Here is a 911-nt window from a genome sequence, read left to right as displayed (position 1 = left end):
AACATGTTGCGCACGGCGGGCATCCTGTCCCACCAAACCACCAAGATCAAATGCTACGACTGGCTGAACTCGCCCAGCGCTGTCGGGTCAGCAGGCCCGGGCGGTAGGGCCGCTGGCCGTAGTCGCCCTGGAAGTGGGGATTACGGCCCTGGACCTTGCACACCTGGGGCGGGTCGCTGGAGGTGCGGTAGAAGAACACCGCCCCGGCGCCCCACTGGTAAGTGGAGCACCCAAATGTTCTTCGGCGCGAAGTAGAACAACGACGGCGCGACGGTGCTCCGGCTCATCGCGTCGTGACTGACGGGGAAATTCGTGGCGCGGCGGCGCTATCCGACCTTGTTCAGCTGCCATTGCTGGTTGGCGCCGTTCCAGTCGGCGTACCGCACGATGTCGCCACCGTCGGCCGTCGAGGCGCCCTGCACCTCGACGGCCGGTCGTGATCGGTGGCCGGACGGAACGGTAGTGATCATCTTGGGTACTGTCTTCGGGAGCGGGGATGGGGGCGTGCGTGCGGGGCTACGGGGCTGTCAGGTCGAACCGGTTGACGGTGACCGAGCCGCCCAGCGACTGGGTGGCGTAGTTGAAGATGCCGAAGCGGTAGCCCATGAAGAACTGCCAGTTGTTGTTCAGGGTGAAGGCCGGGCCGAGGTTGGTGAACGTGCTGCCGTTGGTGCTGTACGAGAAGGTGGCCGTACGCCCGGATCCGGGTTGGATGTTCGCTGTGGCCCGCAGCCAGATCGTGCCGCCGGACACGGTCGCGCCGGCGGCCTCGGCGCCGGTGCCCGTGGTGGTCCAGCCGTTGGTGGACATGGACAGGCCGTTGGTCATCGAAATCCGGGTGCTGCCGTTGTCCTTGCGGATGCCGATCCACGCCGACTGATCGCGCAGCATGGCCAGGCCGGCCCGGTCGC

1 protein-coding gene and 1 pseudogene are annotated in these 911 nt (G+C 66.6%); both read right to left on the bottom strand.

What is annotated here, in order from left to right:
* Positions 1-169: 169 nt before the first annotated feature.
* Positions 170-440 (bottom strand): annotated as a pseudogene (locus LXN57_RS47750) (non-reducing end alpha-L-arabinofuranosidase family hydrolase); the annotation flags it as partial.
* 76 nt (positions 441-516) lie between these two features.
* Positions 517-911, bottom strand: a 395-nt coding sequence (locus LXN57_RS47745) for a beta-xylosidase family glycoside hydrolase (RefSeq protein WP_507185061.1), incomplete at its 5' end; no start/stop codon positions are given.

The organism is Paractinoplanes hotanensis (assembly GCF_023717965.1).
Taxonomy (GTDB): Bacteria; Actinomycetota; Actinomycetes; order Mycobacteriales; family Micromonosporaceae; genus Actinoplanes; species Actinoplanes polyasparticus.
Note: the sequence above shows the minus strand (reverse complement) of the source record. Positions and strands in the feature narration are given on the sequence as shown.